The sequence below is a fragment of the Acinetobacter dispersus genome (assembly GCF_009884975.1).
In the GTDB taxonomy this organism is placed as follows: Bacteria; Pseudomonadota; Gammaproteobacteria; order Pseudomonadales; family Moraxellaceae; genus Acinetobacter; species Acinetobacter dispersus.
Map to the genome: position 1 here is coordinate 1,116,250 of NZ_CP041970.1, position 21,824 is coordinate 1,138,073.

The window sequence follows — 21,824 nt, forward strand, 5'->3', positions numbered from 1 at the left end:
AACAAGTTGCCAATACTTAGCTAATAGATTGAACAACAGCCAATTGCAGAACAATCTGTAATTGGCTTTTTATGGGCAAGCAATTAAAAACATTGGAAAGGAAAAAGTGGTTTCTGATCATAAAAAATCCGCTTTATTCAGAAAGCGGATTTTTTTCTCATATATCTATTTTGTATTTTCTTTAGCTTGATCTAATGCTGGAAAAGGAACGGGCATATTAAGTGCTAATTGAGCATCTTTTACTACATCTAAACGTAATATCTTGTTTGCACCTAAGTCATCAAGTAATTTGCTCAGCGGGCCGCCGCTGCGAACAAGTTGCACATTTTTAGGAAATAGCTTCTGTCCAAATGCAAGGGTATTCGATTCCACAGAAGTGCTGTGCCATTTACCATCAACCAACTGATACATAGTTTTGGTTTCAATCCGTGATTGCGGCTTTACCGTTTTTATTTTAGGTAGAGGCGCAATTAGACTTAAATCAGGTTTGCCATCGGTATTAAAAATATGGGCTTGCAGCTCATGGCTACCAATTTTCATATCAATTGGGGTTAACCACTTAGGTAGTTGATAACCATAAACGCCACGAACACGGGCGATTTCTGTATCAACAGGCAAGGCCAGTACATGTCCATAATAAGTATGATTTCGCATAGAGCTTAACAATTCAGTGCTATTAAAGTGATGTGCACCAGGCTGACGAACCACAATGGCAACAGAAACCTCATCGTAGGGATCGACATCCCCCACGGCATAAGAGAAGAAAGTCAGTGAAACCAAGCCATAACCAGGAAGTGGCTGTAAAGGTTGAAGTGGAGCGGGGAGCTTAGCTTTTAATTTTGCAATAGGCGCTAACATCAATACTTGAACATTACTGGTCCGATAATAAAAATTAGGTGACCAGACTTTACCTACTCGGGTATCAACCAGCTTTTTAGGAATCGTACGGAAGTAATCAATATTGCCTGCTGCAGGATCTTTTGCAACTTCATCTAAGTTTGGATTCATGCGGAAGCGATCATAATAGCCACCTTTAGGTACAGCGACTTTATAAGGTCCAAATTCAACGACAGTCGTTTGCTTTGCATTTGGAGCAGTAATATTACTCGTGGTGGCATTGATTGGGGCCTCAGCTGCATAGCTTGCTGTGCCGAGTAATAAGCCGATGGATATCGTAACGATGTTACGAGTTAAAGCAAAATTGTTGAACATGTTGATGTTCCTCCTATTAACCTACATGAAATGCTAAGATTAAAGCCCACTTTAAGGTCAAGCGTTTTCAGAGGAAGAAAATCAATCAACAGAGGAAGCTGAATGGATCAGATATTCAATTGAGGGCAAAAGAGGGTTTTAGGTCAATTTAATTTGATAAAAAAACCAGCTGTTTTGAGCTGGCTTTTTATTAACGATTTTAATTCAAAGTTTTTAACCGTTTGACAACAGCTTCAGCAATTTCTTTACTGGATTGTGGATTTTGCCCAGTGATTATTCGATCATCGGTAATCACATAAGATGTAAAGGGTAAAAAGCCACGCTTATACTTTGCGCCGCGTGTGACCAATCCATCTTGTAAGGAGAAAGGAACTTGAGATTTTATCCCAGACAAGGTTTCTTCAACATTAGCAAAGCCTGTAACCGTACGACCTGCAATGAGTGGCTGACCAGTTTGGGTTTTAAGCGGCAATAATCCACCTACACCATGACATACTGCCGATACAACACCACCTTGCTGATAAATCTTTTCGCTGATCTGCTTTAGGTCTTGGTTGTTGGGAAAATCCCACATGGTGCCATGTCCACCCGTGTAATAAATCGCTTTATAGTGGGAAGTATCAATGGCATTGGGTGCTAGTGTATTGCTTAAGCGTTGCATAAATTGGGGATCAGCCAAGTGCTTTTTTGCTGATTGATCAACATAAATTGGCTTAAGACTACGTTCATCTAGCGGTACAGCACCACCTTGTGGACTGACAAAATCCATGTCATAGCCAGCTGCTTGTGCAATGTCATAAAAATGGGTGAGTTCAGTTAGCCACAATCCTGTCGTATCTGATCGAGTTGGATAAGCTGAGTGGTTGGTCATCACCACCAAAATTTTGCCTTTTGGCTTAGCTTGTACGTGTTGTTGAGCAGTTTCGGTTGCATAGGTCATATTACTGATGAATATGAGCATAAAAATGCCAATCAACCACTTTGCAAAGTTCCAAACTTTAAACATGACAGGTTCCTCATTTGATACCTGAGGTTAATGCTATGTTTAAAGTGAGGTTTAAGGTCAAGTACTTTTGCAGATTTCTTTATGAGTTAGTCTTTGTGATTGCAGCTTAAAAACTGATAATTGACGTATTAAGCTTTGTCATTGGTATAGTACAGATTGAGCAAACGCTGTGCATTTTCTTCGCAGGTAATTTCATCTGGTTTGCTATTGATCGCCACAATCATCATTTGCAGATTTTGCTTACTCACTGCCAGTTTTTGCTCTAGTTCTTCAATATCTTTGATCTTGCTTTCGAGCAAGCTAATGAGAATGTCATGATTCCATGAAGAGACATTCGATGGTAAAAACGCTTTAATTTCTGTCAGAGAAAAGCCAACTTGCTGTGCTTGTTGGATCAGGAATAGCTGTTTGAGATCATTTTCACTATATTCCCGATAGCCATTTGATTTGCGTTTAGCCTTCGGTAATAGCTTGATTTGCTCATAATAACGAATGGTTGGGGTGCTTAAACCACTTTGTTTAGATAATTCACTGATATTCATTACTGATTTTCTCTTGACATTAAAGCAAACTTTAAGCTTATAGTGATGCAAAAGCAAGATTAAAAATAAATCAAAAAGCAGAGGTGAAAGATGTCAAAACGTATTCTCCATGTGGTAACTAACATCTCTAAATATGAGGGTATTGATCGTCCAACTGGATTATGGTTAGGGGAACTGACGCATGCCTATGATGAGTTTGAAAAGCAACACTATATTCAAGATATTGTTAGCCCAAACGGAGGACATTCGCCGATAGAACCTAAATCATTAGAACGTTTTGTTGCCGATGCTTCTGTGCTTAAACGTAAAAATGACCCCGTTTTTATGCAACTCTTGGAAACCACCAAACAGCCCTCTGAGATTAACTGGCAAGATTATGACGCAATCTATTACACCGGTGGGCATGGGGTCATGTGGGACTTCCTAGACAATGCTGAATTGCAGAGCATCACCAAAAATATTTATGAACATGGTGGCATTGTTGCTAGTGTCTGCCATGGTTATTGTGGATTGCTCAATGTTCAGTTATCAAATGGACAATATTTAATTCAAGGGAAAAAGCTGACAGGCTTTGCATGGTGTGAAGAGGTATTGGCTGGTGTGGCAAAGAAAGTACCTTATAATGCTGAAGAACTGGCAAAACAACGTGGCGCACTTTATCAAAGAAAATTCATTCCATTTCTACCCAATGTGGTGCGTGATGAGAACCTGATTACAGGACAGAATCCATTTTCTGCACGTGTTACCGCATTTTCGATAATTCATGCTTTAGAAGCTAAATCATGAATTTTTCATCATTAAAACAGAAAATGGATAAAGTGAGCGATAAGAATCACCTTATCCATAAACTCAATCCATTGATCTTGTAGTAATTTTAGATAGCGAGATTATTCATATTCCACATGCAACGCGCTTTTTCGTTGCTGAAAAAAGTGCTAATTCTGTTGCGAGTGTTTCTGCTTGATTCAATGCATTGTCTAAAGATTTTTGATGGCGAATATCTGCAAATTCTTGATATTCAGATGCAATTTCATCAATATGCTCAACCCCTAAATATTTGCTTAAAGTACGTAAATGCGGCACAAGATGGCTTTGATTGGTGCGAATACCATCGGCATCAAAACCAAATTCTCCACTTGACGTGATAATCACCAAGCGTTTACCTGACAGTAAAGGTTGGAGTGGAAAGTCTCCGCGCGCAAGGTCAAAGTCAAAGGTTTTATTAATACGGATAATTTGATCAAACCACGCTTTTAATTGTGCAGGCATACCATAGTTATACATCGGTGATGAAATCACGATAAGATCGGCTGCTGCAACTTCGGCAATCAATTGATCAGATAAGGCTAAGATTTGCTTTTGCGCGGTTGTTCTTTTTTCTTCAGGGCTAAACACAGCACCAATCCAGTCTTGATTAATAAAAGCGGGTGGATTCATGCCTACATCACGATAAATATACTCATCTATCACTTGTTGCTGTTGTAAAGTCTCAATAAAGCGTTTTGCGATATTTTTGGAAATGGAATTATGACTTGGATTCGGATTGAAAGCTGCTCGAACACTGGCATCAATATGTAATAGGGTTGTCATGATGAGTCACTCTAGAAATTAAAAGATAAATTCATCTTAAGAGATCATAACTGGCTGGACAAACCAGTAAATTGCAGCTATGAATGAGTTAAATTCATCTATAAAACTTATTTATGGAGTGTTGAAAATGCAGGTTTCTTTACAAGCATTGAAAGCATTTGAATCTGCTGCTCGTTTAGGCAGTTTTAAATTGGCTGCGGAAGAATTGTCTTTGACACCAACTGCCATTTCTCATCACGTCAGCAATTTGGAAAGCCGCTTAAATGTGGATTTGTTTTATCGACAGGTTCGAAAAATCAGCTTAACAGAGACTGGCGAAAAATTAGCGATCGCAATATCTAAAGGATTTCGGACTATTGAAGATGCTTTAGAAGAGGTGAGTACCGCCAGCCGAGTGATTAAGATCACCACAACGTCATCCTTGGCAGCAATGATTTTGATTCCAGCCATGCAGACCTTTTCACAACTCCATCCAGAAATCGAGCTTGAGATCTCTACAGGTGAAAGTTTGGAAAATCATCTGTATGCACTGCCAATTCGCTATGGGGCTGTTGCATCGGTTTCCACTACAGACATTATTAAACATGAGTCATTTAATGTATTTGCAGCCATAGGGCTATATACAGAGAATTGGGCTGAACAGTCGATTACGCTGTTTAACACAGAATGGAAAAATAAGAATTTGCCTAAACCGCCATTGCAAACATGGCTTGAGAAAAATACTTTTGAGGAAAAAAATATAACTGTACAGCACTTTGACCAAGAAATTTTTGGTATTCAAGAAGCAATGATGGCCAATGGATTGGTATTTTGCTCAAACACATTGGTCAGTCGACTAATACAGGCAAAATTGATGCAATCATTAGTAACTGAAAGTGTGCAATCCGAACTATGTTATTACATTCCAGACAAAGAACAATTTAAGCGTAGAAATCGGCATATGAATGAACTGATTTTGTGGATAGAAGCACTGTTAAATCAATAAATTATTGCTTGTTACTGTATTCTAAGAGCAGTGGAATATTGAACTTGTGCTTATAAAAATAACAGTCAACTAAAGTTTGTGCGATTCTTTCTTGATTTTATAAATGATAATAATTATCATTTAATCACACTTTGTTTTGAGTCAAATGATTGTGAACAAAACCCCTATGCTTGTAGATCAGTTATACAGAAACCATAGAGGCTGGCTTCATCAATGGTTGAGACAAAAAATAGGCAACACTGAGCAAGCTGCTGATCTGGTGCAAGACACCTTTATCAAATTACTGCAAACACGCGATGAACTGCTGGGCATTAAAGAACCTCGCGCTTATCTTACTTCAATAGCAAAAAACTTGCTCATCGACCAAGTCCGTCGCAAACGCATTGAACAGGCTTATTTAGATGGCTTGAGCCAGATGGAATACATGCTGGATGTGGTTGCTTCGCCAGAAGATCAAATGCAGATTATTCAGGCGTTGGACCAGCTTTGTAAAGCATTGGAAGATGTCTCTGCTAAAGCACAACAAGCATTCATTTTGCATTACCTTGAAGGTTATACTCATAAGGAAACGGCAGAACGATTGGGTGTTTCAACCAAAATGATTCAGAAATATCTAGCAAACTGTCTGGCGCGCTGCTATCTGATTCGTTTAGAAATGGATGTCAGCATTTAAATGGCAATCGATAAACAAGTGCATCATCAATTGGTTGAAGAGGCTGCATTATGGATTGTGCAGTTAAGTTCAGATGATGAGTCGACCCGAAAAAATGCACAATTAAACTTTAATCAATGGAAACAGAACAGCCAGCAACATCAAAAAATTGCAGCTGATATCGAGCAGTGTATTCGCTCAATCCAAAAAGTATCTCAAACGGCACAGCATAAAAAAGTGGTTCAATCAGCACTTAAAGCAGGTTTGGGGTCTGCAAAAGCATATAAGCATGTTCGTGCGGGGAGTGCATTTGCGATTGCATTCGTTATCATCAGTGGTAGTTTCCTTTATGTGTCTGATACTTCTATTGCTTATATCAGCGCTGATATTCAAAGCGATTCGGCGCAGTGGACAACACAAACCTTACAAGATGGTTCGCGCTTAATTCTGCGGGGCAAGAGTGCAGTCAATATTGATTTCCAAGCAAAGCAAAGAGTGGTCGAATTGGTGCAAGGGCAGATTTATGTTGATGTTGCCAAAGATCCAAATCGCCCATTTTTAGTCAAAACCAAACATGGACAGATACAAGCGCTTGGAACGGCATTTAGTGTGGCTTTTAGACCTTCGGCAACAGAGTTAAAAATGTTGCATTCGCGAGTTCGTGTACAAGCTGCAGCGAATGAATATGCCAACCAGCAAGTGATTGTAAGCGCGGGACAAGCTGTCAGTATGAATCAAAATGGCGTGCAGTCACTGCCCGCACTGAATATTTATAATGAACAACAAAAATGGAATAAACATCAATTGATGGTAGAAGATTTACCGCTCGATCAGGTGTTAAAAGAATTAGATCAAAACTATAAAGGCAAAATCTTGTTTAATGCCGAAGCATTACAAGATATCCAAGTAAATGCGGTGTTGCCATTAGACCAAACACAGGATGCACTTAAATTATTAGCAACAGTATTTCCCAACTTAAAGGTATATCAAATTACACCTTATCTCATTGTTATTTCATTAAAAAAATAGTTGGTATATTCATTGTCAAATGAACGCATTTTAAAAAGTTTTTATTTTTTTAAAATTTAGGTTCCACTTTTTTTAAAGCTGTTCGTCATAGTAAGTAGAAGCAATAAATTTGGGATCATTTTATTTTAACAAGTTTAATGATTCTTATTTACATTTACTGGGGCGGCAAAATGAAGAACGTTGGAAAGGGTCAAATGCGTAATCGGAACTTATTTCGATTTTCAACACTCGCATTTGCAATACATACAGTTTGTATTGGTAGTCTGACTTTACCTTTACAATCGGCTTATGCAGAAACAGTTGGAACAAAAGCCTACAATATCCCAGCGGGAACCTTAGCCAATGTATTGAATCAATTTGCTGAACAATCTGGGACTTCAATTGCGATTGATGCACAACAATTAAAAGGTCAATACAGTTCAGGATTAAAAGGCAATTATGCATTAGAGCAAGGCTTTCAACATATTTTAGCATCTTCAGCATTTTATGCAGTCAAAGCCGGACAGGGTTATACACTGGCGAAAAAGACCTCTCAAAGTGCCAATACCGCTTCTGTTGCTGCGAATGCAGTGGTGAGCACAGCATCTGCGCAGACTCAGGATGATGAAGTTTCGGTTCGTTTGACCCCACTTGTGGTCTATGGTCAACAAGATCGCGATACTCAGGGCAGCAATAGAGTTTACGATGCCAATCGGTCTTCTGTCTATGCAGGAAAAGACTATATTGAGCGCTTTAAAGGCACCAATCCAGCCGATGTTTTACAAGGGATGGTTGGGGTTTATAGTGGTGATGCCCGTAATAGTGGTGCTTTAGATCCAAGTGTTCGTGGTGTGCAGGGTGTAGGTCGAGTACCTTTAACCATCGATGGAACTGAACAGTCGATTGCAGTATGGCGTGGCTATAATGGCGTAAATAACCGAAATTATATCGATCCGAATCTAATTGCGGGTATTGAAGTCATTAAAGGGCCATCATTAGAGCGAAATACCACAACCTCAGTCGGTGGTGGCGTGGTGGTCAAGACCTTAGAAGCAGATGATATTGTTCGTCCAGGTCAAACCTTTGGTGCAGAATTAAAAGTAGAAGGCTCAACCAACTCTATTGACCCATCGTTACCAGACATGAGCAAGGTCGGCAAGAATTATAATGATACGACGCCTTGGAATGATGTGGAGGGTAAAAAGTATGATCCCGACATATACAAGAAGAACCGAACTAAAAATGATAATTCTAACTTCTCGGGGGATGATCTAGCAGGTCGACTGGCGTTGGCAATGAAGCAGGATAAATTTGATTTACTGGCGGTTTATGCTGTTCGTGAACGTGGCAACTATTTTTCGGGTACACACGGTTCGGGCTATTATAAACGGGCAGAACCGAGCAATAACCTCGATTTTATTCCTTATTTTGCACATTCCTATAAACCTGGTGATGAAGTTCCGAATACCTCTAGTCAAATGGAGTCTTGGTTATTTAAAGCAAACTATCGACCAACTGATGAGCAAGCCCTAAAACTTACTTATCGAGATACCAAAAATAGATTTGGTGAGATCATGCCTTCACGGATTGAGTGGGGTTTGACACCTGAAATTGGTGTACCTCAGTGGCCTCTTAGTGATATTCGTTCCAAGGCCTATAGCTTGGAGTATAAGTTCAAACCTGAAACTAATCAGTGGGTCGATTTCTACGCCAATATTTGGCAGACCGATACAGAAAGCCAGACCTATACACGCGGTGGTTGGCCAACAACCATCGATTTTCGAGACAATCGCATTATCAATACGGCCATTAGCCATTCTGACAACCGACGTCAGGGCATTAATATCAGCAATAAAGCTCTATTAACAGATCAACTCAATTTAACTTTGGGCGGAAGCTTCTTAAAAGAAAAACTGACCTCTGATGATGTCTATGGTGAATATGGCCCAATGTATAGCCTATTTCAGGCTTTACCGCGTGCGGGCCGCCGTGAAGAAAAAACCTTTGATTTTAATTTTAACTATCAACCAGCCTCTTGGCTAAGCTTTGATGCAGGTATGCGCTATCGCTCATACTGGGCTTTTGATGATTTCTTAAATAAATCTCTAAGAGATGGGGTTGATCCTGCATTAAACCCACTATTTACCAAGAAAAGTAAACTCAAAGAATATAGCTTTGAATATGTAACAATGCCTGAAAGTTACAATGCTCAGCAGCAGCGTATGTTAGATCGGTTCTCACAGCGTTATGCCACCAAAAATCCAGATTGGGATGGAAAGTTAGAAAGTGTTCCTGCATCGGAAACACAGTTGTATAACCTCATTTGGACACAGAAGAATACGCTCACCTGGAAAGCAGATGAAAATGGTCATTTGGCTTTGGCTGATAATGTATTAGATCGACTGAATGCCTTAGGTCAAAAATATGTAATTACTGGAAATGGCAATCTTAGCCCTGCGGTGATTGAACAGGTTCCAATTGAGTCAGCGCAGAAAGTAAGAGACAGTGGTTGGGCTCCTCAACTCGGTGCATCCATTCACTTAACTGATAATAATCGGCTCTATGTCCGTTATGCAGAAGAGTATCGTTTACCCAGCTTATTTGAAAGTACGGTCGGTTTCTCTGCGATGATGCCATATCAAGCGATTAAACCCGAACATGCGTTTAATTATGAAGTGGGTTATGTCTATGACATGCGTGATTGGTTAAGCTCAGCACGAAATGCCGATATTAAACTGGCGTATTACTACAACAAAACCAAAAACGTGATTGAGCGAAATCAAAATCTGATTTTCACCAATATGGATGAGCAGAAGCTTTCTGGTTTAGAACTGCAAAGCCGTTTTGATAATGGTGCTTTCTTTAGCGATTTGAGCTTGGCTTATAACCTCAAAAATGAAGTCTGTGATACCAATAGTGCCATCGATAAAATGATTAACAGTGGAACGGTACAAACGGATCAAGGCATCCAATTCCGTGATGCTTATCAACGGTGTGTCGACGATGGTTTTCCTAATGGTTATCTTGTCACCATGTCGACACCTGAACTCAGCGCACATGCATTATTGGGCGCACGTTTTCTAGATGAAAGATTGGAACTAGGCGCACGAGCAACCTTCTACAAAGGCTATGAAAGTCCGCTACGTAAAAATAACGATGCGGGTATCAATAAAGGCTATTACCTCAATGTACCGTTAGCTTGGGATGACACCTGGATTTTTGATGCCTATGCACGTTATCAAGTTGATACCTATAACACAGTAGAATTTGTCGGAAATAACCTTTCAAACCAATTCTATATCGATCCACTCACTCGGAGTGCAATGGCTGCACCAGGCCGCACGCTGAAAGTCAGCTGGACCACTAAGTTTTAACACAGAATTTAATTTCCTCTTTTAAAAAGCGGGAATTAGATGGGCGTAAATAATTAATTTGAATGATTATTATTTACAAAACCAAAGAGCAGTTATAGATCCCAGCTGCTCATACAACTAAAAAGATAACTATATCGTTATCTTCATTGAAACAACAACTTAGCTTTAGAAAAATGGAGTAACAATAAATGAAAATCTCTCAACTGTTCATCGGTCTCGTTGCATGTTCTGCTGTATTTGCTCATGCAGGTATTGAAGGTGCTTCTAGCAATGAAGCAAATATCAAAGTCGGTGCGGCAGCAAGTACCAGTCATCCGGGTGGTGCAGCTGCAGTTTCTGTGCAGGCTGCAGGTGCGCCATATAACGCTTTTACAGGCTTTAGTTCACTAAAAGGTTTAGCGCAAGCATTTTCTGCGCAAGGCACAAGTAATACTAATGTCACTGTAGGTACCAAGACATTTAATATCTCCCATATTCCTGTATCTGCAATGCCGCCTTCACACAGTGCTTTAGGTAATTTTAATTTTGGTCAAGTCGGCACACAGGAAGTTTATTTCGGTGAATGGTGGAAAGCAGGCGATACACCTGCAAGCGCAAGCCATACGGTTTATTACGCGGGTGACAATACCAATACCACAGTACCAACTGCAGGTACTGCAACATATACCGTTGCAGGGATTAATGGCTCAGCAACTAATCTGCTAAGTGGTAATTTCACAGCGAACTTTGGTGCAGGTACTTTGGAAGGCTCATTAGCTGGAACAGGTACAACCGTTTCAAACGTAACACTTGATGGTGTGACGTTTAATCCAGGTTCAGCTGCATTTAGTGGATTTGCAATTGCAAATGGTACAGCTGGCTTAAATGACTCAGGTATTGTTCAGGGGCATTTCTTTGGTGCAAATGCGGCTGCTTTAGCGGGTATCGCGAAATTTGACAATGTTTCTTATAACACTGCATTTGGCGGTGCGAAGAACTAATTATGGCAAAAGGAATCTACAACTGTAGATTCCTTTTTCTTGTTTAAGACTTGATGATTTTATTTTGTGTTTTACGGTTTTTATGAAAAGAACATTGCTGTGCTGTTTGATTTTATTGGCGAGTTCATCACTTTATGCAGATGATGAGACACAACTTCGCCTGAATCAAAGCTTAGATCAAAATTTATTACAACAACAGCATCAACTACAACAACAAGGTGCGATTCGGAGCACGGATGAACTGCCCAATATTGTGATTAATGGTCAAGTATTTGAAGTTGAAAAAAATCAAGATGACCTCGCGAAAGCCTTATATTTGGCGGTTATGCAAAAACAATGGGGCAATGCTGCGGTTTATTTAAAACATTATCAGCAATATCAAGGCTACGATCAGGCTTTAACGGATTTTGCCGAAGGTGCGTTAGCACGTGCTCAGGGACAGCTCAAATTAGCAGAGCAAAAATTTCAAAGCAGTCTCAATAAACAACCGAATAATCTGATTTGTGAACTAGAGTTAGCGCGCGTGCTGTTTGAACAGCAGAAGAACAAACAAGCAGCACGCCTTTTTACATCAATTCAGAGCAAGTTAGGACAAAGCGATCGTGCGGTGATACCACCAGAAGTAGAACAAACGGTTAATCTGTTCGTCAAAGCCCTGGAGCAGCGGGATTCATGGCAAGGCAGTGTCGCGATAGGTCCATCCTATGCCACAAATCTGAATAGTTCTTCTGAACAAAGCAAAACATGGACCTTGTATGGCATTGATGACAAGGGCAATGCGACCCCCATTCAAGAAATTAGACGTGGCAGCCCCAAAGCAGCATCAGCAACGGGTATGGATTATGAAGCCAGTTTAATCAAACGCTTTTCTCTCTATGGCAACCATGGCGTTTCCTTACGTGGTTTAGCCTATGGGCAATCCTATGATGATCAGGCTGACTATAACGAATCGACCTTGAATATTAATGCAGGCTATAGTTTTTTTGATTTAAAAAATCAGATCAGTATTGCACCACTGTTTGAACATAAACGTTATGCCAATGATGGTTTATACAATGCATGGGGGGCACGTGCTGAATGGATGCGATTTATTGCTGCAGACAAAGCATTCAAGCTGGAAGCTGAAATCAAAGATCTGGACTATCAAAAATATAAAACGCTAGATGGTAAAGAAAGCTCAGCGATGTTCACCTTTTGGAAGATTCTACCCAAACAATGGACATTATTTAGTGGACTAGATGTACTTGATCATGACACGCAAGAAAAGTACATGGCGGCCTATCAACAACAAGGTGTCCGTTTAGGATTGAGCAAGTCTTGGAATGTCGGATTGAATACAACGTTATTCAGTTCATATCGCTGGCGCCAGTTTGATCGATATGCCGAAAGTCTACAAGCCCGTCGTCATGATTTTGAACAAAATTATACATTCGTGGTGCAAATACCTCGATTTAAATTTTATGGTGTGACGCCAAATCTGACTTATCGTTATAACCACAACAGTAGCAATGTTGACTGGCTGTATTCCTATGATAAACACAATGTCAGCTTAAAGCTTGAACATCGTTTTTAGGGAGATGACGATGAAATCAAAGCTTCAGTATCCACTTTATGAATTGACAGCAAAACCACCATCTATTGTGGTTTTGGCACATTCCCATCATAAGTCACTCATAGCATTGCTGGTCATTGTGCTGCATCTAGTTGGATTATGGTTTCTGAGTCATATTATTGAGCCTTATACTTTGGCCACTTCGCCGAAAGTAAATGCCCTTAAAGTACGCTTTGTATCATTAGCACCATCAGAACAGGTATCTCCCCAAACTACCGCCCAGAGTGCTATTACTCAGCCCTCTAAACAACAACACTTACAAAAAGAATCTGAACTTCCTGCTTCACAACAAAGTGCTGAGACCATAGAGCAAAAAATATTCATCAGTCAAAATGCAACGAATACCGTACAACAAAAACAACCGAGTCAAAAAGATCACTCCGTCACATCACAACCAAAACAAACTGTTGCAGCTCAATCTGTAGAAAAAAAAGAACCCCAAAAACAGATACAGGCTGATCAACAATCTACTGCTGTCAATGAAAACCAGAAAATACAGAAAGAGCATTTTGGAGAAAACCAATCGTTCTCTGGTGGCGTAAAAGTACCCACAGCACAACAGGAACTAAGCCGAGCCCCTGAAAGTCAGGTTGAGCGTGATGAACCTGTTCAAGTCAGTAGTGTTGATGTGCTCAGTTTTGGAAAATTTAACTACGATGATCGGGAACTGAGACAACAAAATCGCATGGTGGAGTTGCGTTTACGTATCAATGAAAACGGACAGCCAATCGATATCCAATTAAAACAAAGTTCAGGTATTTCCAGCTTAGATGAACGTGTTCTAAACGCAGCGCGACAATCCAAATTTAAACCATACAAAGTCAATGGCCAAGCAGTGGCTATTGTCGTTGATTTCCCAGTGCAACTTAAACTCAGTCGGAGTCACTAGCCGATGAGTAATATTCTTTTTTAGGAGAATGATGATGACCGCAGCAACAGAACAAATGGTTGCCAATAGCCTTTCTCAACGCTTAAAGCAAGAAACGGCGGCGGAGCATGAAAGAATGCATCGCTTAATGGCACAGGCAGATGTATTTGCAAGCAAAGAAAAATATGCGCAATTCACTTTGTCTCAATACTATTTTCAACAGGAAATTGAGCATCTTTTTGAACAAGACAGTGTCGCTGGATTAATTCCTGATCTCGGTATCCGTGGTCGTTCTCAGCAAGCTTTTGCAGATTTGCAAGATTTGGGCATTCAGCCAGCAGGACAATCCTTACAAAGTGGAGATGTCAAATTACCTGAAGCATTGGGTTGGATCTACGTTTCAGAAGGCTCAACCTTGGGGGCTGCTTTTTTATTTAAACAAGCTCAAAAAAGCTTAGGCTTCTCTGAAACATTTGCGGCTCGCAATCTGGCAGCTTATCCAGAAGGACGTGCCAAGGTGTGGAAACGTTTCGTTGAAGCACTCGATGATGCTGCTTTTGATCAAGTCTTACAAGATCGCGTTGTACAAGGTGCTTTAGATGCATTTGGCTATTTTGGTAAAGCATTAACTCAACTCGATGAGTTGAAATAATTAATTAAGCACTAAAGGCATAACTCGGTATGGAGGTCATTAATCGCATGGATAATGAGATGAAAACAGATATTTTGTCACAACCGCCACAGCCAGCAAGCAAATTAGCACGCTCAGTTTGGTGGCGATTCTTATTTATCTGCCTCGCCTGGTTATGCATTGGACTCGGCATACTTGGAATTTTTATTCCAGGTTTACCAACCGTTGACTTTATTTTATTGGCTGTTTTCTTTGCGGCAAGAGGATCAGAAAAGCTCCATCAATGGTTTCTGAATCATCGTTTTATCGGCCCAATCATCAAAGAATGGCAAGAAAATAGACGTATTCCCAAAAAAGCAAAATACATGTCGACGCTCAGTATGAGTGTCGCTGCGGGGATTATGATCTGGACCATTCCACATCCTTGGGTCGTTTATCCTCTTGTGGCGTGTATGGCAGCCGTATTGATCTGGATGTGGATGAGAGATAAAGACTGAAAGTGATTTAACACCAAGATAACGATTATTGAGCAGGCCTAAACGGCTTGCTCTTTTATCTATCGGTATAATAAAATTATTTCACTATTTGCTTCGGTTGTAAGATTACTCAGATGTATAAGGCTATATTCTTTGATATTGACGATACTTTGCTTGATTTTAGCGTAGCCAACCGCTCTGCATTTGTTAAATCGTTTGGGCAGTTTAACTTACAGCATGATGATTTGACTTATTCTACCTATAAAAATATTAATCATCAGCTATGGGAAAAACAGAAGTTAGGTCAAATTACAGTACAGAATGTGATTGATTATCGATTTAAAGAATTATTTTTGGCTTTGAATATCGAATTAGATCATGATCATTTTCGGGATACCTTCCAAGGCAATTTAGCCAAAGAGCATACCCTTGAGGATGGAGCAACTGAAGCAATTCAATACCTGAGCCAAAAATATAAGTTATTTGCTGCATCCAATAGTTTTCTGAATCAACAAAAATCACGTTTGGACTTGGCTGGTTTGTTATCACATTTTTCTGATTTATATATTTCAGATGACATCGGCTACGAGAAGCCTGATCAACGTTTTTTCGAAACCTGCCTGCGTAGAAGTAATATTGCGAAAGAAGAAGTCTTATTCATTGGCGATAGCTTAGAGGCTGATATGAAAGGGGCTACTTCCTGTGAAATTTCGACATGTTGGTACAATCCTAAAAATTTACCCAATCACTATGATTTAAATCTAACGCACTCTATTCAGCATTTATCTGATTTAGTAAAGATTTTATAAATCGATGCGATCTGGCTGATGGGATTTTAGATGGATCAAAATCAGCCAGTAACAGAGCGCTGGAATGAGGGCGATAAACAAGGAAAAAATATCCGCATAAACCAGCCACCATTGCTTTGGGAGTTGGCCTGTATGAGCCCAAGCTAAAAGAGTAAAAAAAGGTGCCGCAACGACGAATGAGCTTAAGCAGATTGTCAGAAAATTCAGATACTGATAGCGGTTTAAGACAAGCGAGAACATGAATGAAAATGGAACGGTTAAAAGGCAATAAGCCAAATAAACTAGAAGATGCCCGACAATAACTGCAAATATTGAACCGAGTTTAAACTCATTGTTCATGAGAATAAACAGTACAGCCATAAAACAGAGTAAGGGAATTGGAGCCAATAGCAGCGATTTTAAAATGATCTTTTTCTGATATTTCAAATCAAATCTCTCAAACCACGAAAATTATGAATTGCATAATTTTAATACATATTGCGTAACTATATTCGCTCTGCTAGTCTTTTTAACGACTTTAATGGATATTTAAATCTATATTTGGAATTTTAGATCGATAAACTGGAAGAATCAAAAAAGGGAAGATAAGAATGTTAAAAGATACCAATATAGAGGCAGGCACTTCAAAACAAGCAATCGTGATTACACTCATCCTATGTTTCATTTTTGCCATTATTGAAGGATTTGATCTGCAATCTATGGGTGTTGCTGCACCACGGATGAAAGCAGAAATGCTGTTAAACAGTACCGAGATGGGCTGGGTGTTCAGTGCCGCGGTTCTAGGCACATTACCAGGTGCGTTGATCGCTGGACGAATTGCTGATTCGATTGGTCGCAAAAAAGTATTTATCACTTCGATTGCAATTTTTGGGCTGATGTCCTTACTGACACCATTTACCAAAGATTTGAACTCTTTACTTTTAGTTCGCTTTCTGACTGGACTCGGCATGGGTGGGGCTTTGCCCATCGTGATTACCATGGTTTCTGAAGCGGTACCTGAAAAGTATAAAGCGACGGCTGTCAGTGCGATGTATTGCGGTATGCCGATTGGAGGCGTTTTAACCTCTGTGGTTGCTTTGTCTCTGACAGCAGATCATGAATGGCGACATATCTTTTATATTGGTGGGATTGCACCTTTAATTTTAGTTCCTATTCTTATTTTATTTTTACCTGAATCAAAAGCTTATTTAAATAAAATCCCTCAGGCCACCACACAGAAACAAAGCGTGATAGACGTTTTATTTGCGAAACCACGTGTTGTGGTGACATCTACGCTGTGGCTCAGCTTTTTTGGTACTTTGCTGGTTTTAGCATTGTTTCAGAACTGGTTACCGACGTTAATCTCAGGACTGGGACTCAATAAGCAACAAGCCAGTTATATTCAGATTGGCTTTAATTTGGGTGGTTCTATCGGTGTATTGATTTTAGGTTTAATGTTGGATCGACTGAATAAATTCTTTATCGTTGCCAGTGTTTATGCGGGCATTCTGGTTTCATTGATTGGTCTAGCTTATTCCAATAGCGCGTCGAGTTTTATCTTGTTTGCTACATGTTGTGGTATGTTCGTGATTGGTTGCCAGTCAATTTTATACACCTTGGCAGCCAAGTATTATCCTACTGAAATGCGAGGCACAGGAGTGGGGGCTGCGGTTGCTGTAGGACGCTTAGGTGCTTTTGCAGGGCCTTTAGTTGCAGGTTATCTACTCGGAACTGGGCAAAGTGAGATTGTTGTAATTGCCTCTAGTATTCCTATGATCTTATTGGCTGCAATCTCTGCATTAATTTTACTGCGTAAGCCAGAGCATTCAATTACTCGGAAAGAACCTTTAGGCACAGTGACATCTTCACTTTAAGCATAGCGTAAACCTTGACGGTAAGAACGAAACCGTCAAGGAGCAATGCCTAAACAACATTAAAATTTTAGTTTTTTCAGACCACGGTTGATACCGTTTTGTAGTGCAGCCTTAATAATTGGACCAATCAAAGGAACACGGCCTTTAAAGCTAATGGTGTAATCTAAGCGAGTGCGATCACCGCCTAAATCTGTAAATTTCATAACACCACGATGCGCTTTAATTGGACTAATGCCACTGGTAATCGCATATTCAATCAATTCATTTTCTTGGTAAACCAAGTTGGTTTCAACAAATGACGGAGCTAAAGGAATAGAAAGTTTACGCGCAGAGCCAACGCCATTTCGAGCATCTTTACCATTTTTAATGCGTGTGATTTTTGCAGGTGCAAATATTTTGTTGAGATTTTCATGTTCACTGAGAACTGCAAACACCTTATCTATCGGTGCATTGAATTCTTGTATTATCTTGACCTGTTGTGTTTTTAACATATTGGAACCCTTCCAAACAAATTGACATAATGAATTGTCAGTATTTGGATGTTAGCATGCTTTTTGTCCATTCTGAATTTGTCTTTATCGGAAATTCACATGCTTTTTTATACAGCTCAGTCATGTCGATTTTCAGATTGAGCATAGTAGCAAGATTTTATTGGAATTGACTTGGCACGATAGCTGTCCAACGTTTATAAACTTGGGAAAACGTAGATAAATCAGAGAAACCAAATTGTTCTTTGAACTGTGTGAGACTAAATTTCCTGATGCCAATAAAAAACTATACCGAGGTATAGTTTTTTATTGGAAGAAAAAAGTTCAGCTTAATAAGCAAGTTTTAACAATACTCTAAAGAACATCGCGATCACCAATAAACCTAAAAAACCAGCGAGCCAAAGTACGATAAACCATTGTGTTTTAGACAGTTTCATTACATCGTCTCCTAGTGATAACCTGTATCTCCAACCCGTACTTTATCTCTAAACACCCAGTACGATAGGATGGTGTAGCCGATAATGATCGGGATGAGAATTACAGCCCCGACCAGTGCGAATTTCTGACTAGAATATGGTGCAGCAGCTTGCCAAATGGTGACCGATGGTGGAATGATATTCGGCCAAAGGCTGATCACAAATCCAGTAAAGGCCAAGAACACTAAGGCTAAGGTAAAGATAAAGGGCTTTAATTCCTGACGTTGTTTACAAGCTTTTAAAATCAGGAAGGTAAATAGCAAGACCAAAATGGGTACAGGGCTAAAGTACAGGAGATTTGGCAAGGCAAACCAACGTGCTGCAATTTCAGGATGGGTCAATGGGGTATAGAGACTGACACCCGCAAAGACCACAAACAAAACAATGATCAGTTTAGGCATTAGACCATACATCTTGTCTTGTAATTCATGGTCGGTTTTCATAATCAGCCAACCACAGCCGAGAGCTGCATACATGGCAACCACGCCCAGTCCGGTAAATAAGGCGAAAGGAGTCAACCAATCCAGACCTGAACCAGAGAAAATACCATTGGTGGTTTGAATCCCTTGAATATAAGCACCTAAAATCACGCCTTGCAGGAAACTAGATAGAATTGAGCCCCAGATAAAAGCTTGATCCCATAAATGCTTGGTGCGATTCGCCTTAAAACGAAACTCAAAGGCAACACCACGAAAAATCAGTGCAATTACCATCAGGGTAATCGGCATATACAACGCAGACAGTACAGTTGAATACACCAGTGGGAAGGCTGCAAATAAACCTGCACCACCGAGTACCATCCATGTTTCATTGCCATCCCAGACAGGCGCCACGGTATTCATCATCACATCACGTTCTTCGCGGCTTTTGATGAAAGGAAACAGAATTCCAATACCTAGGTCGAAACCATCCAGAATGACATAGATCAGGACACCCAGACCGATAATACCGACCCAAATCAGAGATAAATCAATCATGGTGCTTCTCCTCTTTGGTCTGGTCTTGTTGGTCAATGCTTTCATCAACAGCACTTAAAGGACGCATTGGTGTTTTGAAATGCCCATGACCTGCAGGCTCAATATCCACAGCTTCAACAAATTGCGGGCCTTTATGCATCAGTTTCAGCATGTAATAGATCCCGATTCCAAACACTACACAGTACACCACTACAAAGATAATCAAGGTAAGACCGACTTGTTCGGCGGAAACAGGAGAAAGTGCATCTTTGGTCCGCATCACGCCATAGACCACCCAAGGTTGACGACCAACTTCTGTCGTAAACCAACCTGCCAGTACCGCGATAAATCCTGATGGCCCCATGACTAAAGCAAAGCGGTGAAACCATTTATTTTCAAAAAGTTTACCCGTTTTCCTGAGCCAAGCACCTGTGAAGGCAAGTAAAAGCATGAGCATACCTAAGCCAACCATGACACGGAAACTCCAGAATACAATGGTAGAGTTTGGTCGATCTTCAGGTGCGAAGTCTTTTAAGCCTTTAACTGTACCATCCATAGAATGAGTTAAGATTAGGCTGCCTAGATTTGGAATCGCGATCGCGTATTTGGTGCGTTCTTCTTGCATATCAGGAACACCGAATAGGTAGAGAGGCATACCTTCATCATAATTGGTTTCCCAATGCCCCTCCATCGCAGCAAGTTTTGCTGGTTGATGCTCTAAAGTATTTAAACCATGTGCATCCCCAACAAATACTTGTAAAGGTGCCAAGACAAGAATAAGCCACATCGCCATAGAGAATGAGGTCTTGACCAAGGCATCACGACGACCTTTGAGCAAGTGCCAAGCAGCAGTTGCCGCAACCAATAAAGCTGCAACCATAAAGGCTGCAATCGCCATATGTACCAGTCGATAAGGGAAAGATGGGTTAAAGACGATTGCCCACCAGTCTGTCGGTACAATAATGCCATTTTCAATGCTAAAACCTTGTGGCGTTTGCATCCAACTATTAGAAGACAGAATCCAGAACATGGAAATACAGGTACCAATCGCGACCATCAAGGTGGCAAAGAAATGGGCTTTGGGACTAACACGGCCCCAACCAAACAGCATGATGCCTAAGAAACCCGCTTCCAAGAAGAATGCACTCAATACTTCATAGGTGAGTAGAGGACCTGTGACGCTCCCCGCGATTCGGGAAAACTCACTCCAGTTGGTTCCAAACTGATAGCTCATGACGACGCCTGAAACCACCCCCATACCAAAGGCCACAGCAAAGATTTTGACCCAATACTTAAACAGGTCCTTATAAATTGGATCTTTAGTCCGTAACCAACGCCACTCTAAAACAGCCAAGAAGCTGGCCAAACCGATAGAAATCGCAGGGAAAATAATATGGAAGGAGACGGTAAAAGCGAATTGTATTCTTGCCAATTCGAGTGCAGTAAAACCTAAAGTCATGACCGCACCTCATCTTGTTTTTGATGAGATAAACAGAGGGCTGATAAAGCCTCTACCCAACGAAGAGTATGATTAGAAATAGAAAACATGACTATAATCTCTTGAATATAAGTTTTTCAAAACTAAAAAGTTTTGAGCTTCAAGTCAGAATGATAGTAATAGTGGTGGTGCTCGACCTTGAGGGGTGAGAAAGAGTTGCTGAAGCTGAAAAAAAACATGAAAATAGTTTTCAATAAAAGCCAGAAAACGAACCTGAATCCTGACCAGAATGTGTTTTAGATCAACATCTGGTAAAGGTAGTACATGGCTATACACCACACAGTATTGACACTGATGGTTTGCATCATGATGATGGTGGCTGGATGTCGTCTTCGCTTCAGTTGAAAGAGTTGGATGTTTATGCTCTATCACATCATGTTGTGGACTAGGCACATTATGGTGCGAAGTAGTCACATGATGATCATGGAATGAAGAAGAGTTGTGAGGAGCTTGCAACAAAACTTGGGCAATAGTTTCACATACTGGAGAAACTTGATATTTCTCTGGCAGTAATGGCTGTAAGAACACAGCGATTTGTAAAAAGATTGCATAGAAGGCTAGCAATCTTCCAATCATCAACACCCGATTGATCTCTTTCTGGAAATCATTGGAGAAATACTATAACAAAGAAATCTCTTTTTTAAAGATATAATTAACGTTTTAATGAAAATACCTGTACTTGTGTACATTTTAAATACTTATCGAGAATATGATCTTAAATTTTTGTGTTTTACTCATACTTTAAAATTGAAATCAGAACCAGAGTTAAATACTCGAGAATAAATAACACAAATAATCTAGGTATGTT

The 21,824-nt window shown here is 40.1% G+C and carries 21 protein-coding genes; 12 read left to right on the forward strand and 9 right to left on the reverse strand.

Going from position 1 to position 21,824, the window contains the following annotated elements; genetic code table 11:
* Positions 1 to 165 precede the first annotated feature (165 nt).
* The 3 genes from FPL17_RS04995 to FPL17_RS05005 all read right to left on the reverse strand — a co-directional run bounded on the left by FPL17_RS04995 (position 166) and on the right by FPL17_RS05005 (position 2,760).
* Positions 166 to 1,212 (reverse strand): acetoacetate decarboxylase, encoded by a 1,047-nt coding sequence (locus FPL17_RS04995; RefSeq protein WP_159883653.1) that lies wholly within the window; start codon positions 1,210 to 1,212, stop codon positions 166 to 168.
* Between the two features lie 199 nt (positions 1,213 to 1,411).
* On the reverse strand, positions 1,412 to 2,218 hold the full coding sequence (locus FPL17_RS05000) for a type 1 glutamine amidotransferase domain-containing protein (protein WP_159883655.1): 807 nt from the start codon (positions 2,216 to 2,218) through the stop codon (positions 1,412 to 1,414).
* Between the two features lie 128 nt (positions 2,219 to 2,346).
* The gene (locus FPL17_RS05005; RefSeq protein WP_159883657.1) at positions 2,347 to 2,760 is read right to left on the reverse strand and encodes a MerR family transcriptional regulator; all 414 of its coding nucleotides are present in this window, start codon (positions 2,758 to 2,760) and stop codon (positions 2,347 to 2,349) included.
* Positions 2,761 to 2,850: 90 nt separating this feature from the next.
* Between FPL17_RS05005 and FPL17_RS05010 the strand changes: the two genes are divergently transcribed.
* Positions 2,851 to 3,546: a type 1 glutamine amidotransferase domain-containing protein gene (locus FPL17_RS05010; RefSeq protein ID WP_159883659.1), complete on the forward strand. Its 696-nt coding sequence runs from the start codon at positions 2,851 to 2,853 to the stop codon at positions 3,544 to 3,546.
* 105 nt (positions 3,547 to 3,651) lie between these two features.
* Here FPL17_RS05010 and FPL17_RS05015 read toward each other — a convergent pair whose 3' ends face one another.
* Positions 3,652 to 4,350 carry an FMN-dependent NADH-azoreductase gene (locus FPL17_RS05015; protein WP_159883661.1) on the reverse strand — a complete coding sequence of 233 codons (699 nt, stop codon included), beginning with the start codon at positions 4,348 to 4,350 and terminating at the stop codon, positions 3,652 to 3,654.
* Positions 4,351 to 4,477: 127 nt separating this feature from the next.
* On the opposite strand from FPL17_RS05015, the gene FPL17_RS05020 reads away from it, so the two are divergent.
* The 10 genes from FPL17_RS05020 (at position 4,478) to FPL17_RS05065 (ending at position 15,745) form a co-directional block, all read left to right on the forward strand.
* Complete coding sequence (locus FPL17_RS05020; protein WP_159883663.1) at positions 4,478 to 5,335, forward strand: LysR family transcriptional regulator; 858 nt, start codon at positions 4,478 to 4,480, stop codon at positions 5,333 to 5,335.
* Between the two features lie 151 nt (positions 5,336 to 5,486).
* Positions 5,487 to 6,008 carry a sigma-70 family RNA polymerase sigma factor gene (locus FPL17_RS05025; RefSeq protein ID WP_167515356.1) on the forward strand — a complete coding sequence of 174 codons (522 nt, stop codon included), beginning with the start codon at positions 5,487 to 5,489 and terminating at the stop codon, positions 6,006 to 6,008.
* A complete protein-coding gene (locus tag FPL17_RS05030) occupies positions 6,009 to 7,016 on the forward strand; it encodes a FecR family protein (RefSeq protein ID WP_159883667.1) in 1,008 nt (335 codons plus the stop codon).
* Between the two features lie 170 nt (positions 7,017 to 7,186).
* Positions 7,187 to 10,369: a hemophilin receptor HphR gene (hphR, locus tag FPL17_RS05035; RefSeq protein ID WP_159883669.1), complete on the forward strand. Its 3,183-nt coding sequence runs from the start codon at positions 7,187 to 7,189 to the stop codon at positions 10,367 to 10,369.
* A gap of 188 nt (positions 10,370 to 10,557) precedes the next feature.
* Positions 10,558 to 11,349: a Slam-dependent surface lipoprotein gene (locus FPL17_RS05040; RefSeq protein ID WP_005212409.1), complete on the forward strand. Its 792-nt coding sequence runs from the start codon at positions 10,558 to 10,560 to the stop codon at positions 11,347 to 11,349.
* An 82-nt stretch (positions 11,350 to 11,431) separates the two neighbouring features.
* Positions 11,432 to 12,922, forward strand: a complete 1,491-nt coding sequence (hsmA, locus tag FPL17_RS05045; protein ID WP_159883671.1) for a hemophilin secretion modulator — start codon at positions 11,432 to 11,434, stop codon at positions 12,920 to 12,922.
* 10 nt (positions 12,923 to 12,932) lie between these two features.
* Positions 12,933 to 13,850: an energy transducer TonB gene (locus tag FPL17_RS05050; RefSeq protein ID WP_159883673.1), complete on the forward strand. Its 918-nt coding sequence runs from the start codon at positions 12,933 to 12,935 to the stop codon at positions 13,848 to 13,850.
* 31 nt (positions 13,851 to 13,881) lie between these two features.
* Positions 13,882 to 14,481 (forward strand): biliverdin-producing heme oxygenase, encoded by a 600-nt coding sequence (locus FPL17_RS05055; RefSeq protein ID WP_159886795.1) that lies wholly within the window; start codon positions 13,882 to 13,884, stop codon positions 14,479 to 14,481.
* 29 nt (positions 14,482 to 14,510) lie between these two features.
* Positions 14,511 to 14,957: a YbaN family protein gene (locus tag FPL17_RS05060; RefSeq protein WP_159883675.1), complete on the forward strand. Its 447-nt coding sequence runs from the start codon at positions 14,511 to 14,513 to the stop codon at positions 14,955 to 14,957.
* 113 nt (positions 14,958 to 15,070) lie between these two features.
* Complete coding sequence (locus FPL17_RS05065; protein WP_159883677.1) at positions 15,071 to 15,745, forward strand: YjjG family noncanonical pyrimidine nucleotidase; 675 nt, start codon at positions 15,071 to 15,073, stop codon at positions 15,743 to 15,745.
* Here FPL17_RS05065 and FPL17_RS18980 read toward each other — a convergent pair.
* Positions 15,740 to 16,171 carry a hypothetical protein gene (locus tag FPL17_RS18980; RefSeq protein WP_159883679.1) on the reverse strand — a complete coding sequence of 144 codons (432 nt, stop codon included), beginning with the start codon at positions 16,169 to 16,171 and terminating at the stop codon, positions 15,740 to 15,742. The genes FPL17_RS05065 and FPL17_RS18980 overlap by 6 nt on opposite strands.
* 164 nt (positions 16,172 to 16,335) lie before the next feature.
* On the opposite strand from FPL17_RS18980, the gene mhpT reads away from it, so the two are divergent.
* Positions 16,336 to 17,598 (forward strand): 3-(3-hydroxy-phenyl)propionate transporter MhpT, encoded by a 1,263-nt coding sequence (gene mhpT, locus FPL17_RS05075; protein ID WP_159883681.1) that lies wholly within the window; start codon positions 16,336 to 16,338, stop codon positions 17,596 to 17,598.
* A gap of 59 nt (positions 17,599 to 17,657) precedes the next feature.
* Here mhpT and FPL17_RS05080 read toward each other — a convergent pair whose 3' ends face one another.
* From FPL17_RS05080 to FPL17_RS05095, 4 genes are all read right to left on the reverse strand, one after another.
* A complete protein-coding gene (locus FPL17_RS05080) occupies positions 17,658 to 18,089 on the reverse strand; it encodes an SRPBCC family protein (protein ID WP_159883683.1) in 432 nt (143 codons plus the stop codon).
* Positions 18,090 to 18,534: 445 nt separating this feature from the next.
* Positions 18,535 to 19,539: a cytochrome d ubiquinol oxidase subunit II gene (cydB, locus tag FPL17_RS05085; protein WP_159883685.1), complete on the reverse strand. Its 1,005-nt coding sequence runs from the start codon at positions 19,537 to 19,539 to the stop codon at positions 18,535 to 18,537.
* Positions 19,532 to 20,977: a cytochrome ubiquinol oxidase subunit I gene (locus FPL17_RS05090; RefSeq protein ID WP_159883687.1), complete on the reverse strand. Its 1,446-nt coding sequence runs from the start codon at positions 20,975 to 20,977 to the stop codon at positions 19,532 to 19,534. Before FPL17_RS05090 ends, cydB begins: the two co-directional genes overlap by 8 nt.
* Before the next feature lie 144 nt (positions 20,978 to 21,121).
* Positions 21,122 to 21,592, reverse strand: coding sequence for a DUF2946 family protein (locus FPL17_RS05095; protein WP_159886797.1), 471 nt, complete (start codon positions 21,590 to 21,592; stop codon positions 21,122 to 21,124).
* Positions 21,593 to 21,824 lie beyond the last annotated feature (232 nt).